The organism is Cobetia sp. SIMBA_158 (assembly GCF_046566945.1).
Lineage (GTDB): Bacteria > Pseudomonadota > Gammaproteobacteria > Pseudomonadales > Halomonadaceae > Cobetia > Cobetia amphilecti.
In genome coordinates this window covers 1-260 of record NZ_JAWJYL010000579.1, presented here as the reverse complement: position 1 = coordinate 260, position 260 = coordinate 1, and the positions used below count along the sequence as shown (strand labels likewise).

At 37.3% G+C, this 260-nt stretch carries 1 protein-coding gene; it reads right to left on the bottom strand.

Annotated elements, in window-relative coordinates; all coding sequences use genetic code 11:
* Positions 1-200 (bottom strand): transposase (locus R2R70_RS21145; protein WP_410979074.1); only part of this gene is annotated, 200 nt, incomplete at its 3' end.
* Between the last annotated feature and the right edge of the window lie 60 nt (positions 201-260).

The window sequence follows — 260 nt, the reverse complement described above, 5'->3', positions numbered from 1 at the left end:
CTTGCAGCCTTTTTTAAAATATCCCATTCCTCCGTGACACGTTTCAATTGCGCTTCTAAATTAGCGATATTCAATTTTTCATCAGATGATTGAACGGACTTAGATTTATCTGATAACTGGATCCGACAGTGATATAACGTTTTGGTATAAATATCTAATCGTTCAGCGACTTCCGCAACTGAATATCCATGCTGTGTCATTTGCTTAACAGCCGCTTATTTAAACTCTTGGGTATAACGCTTGCCTTTGCTCATAAAACA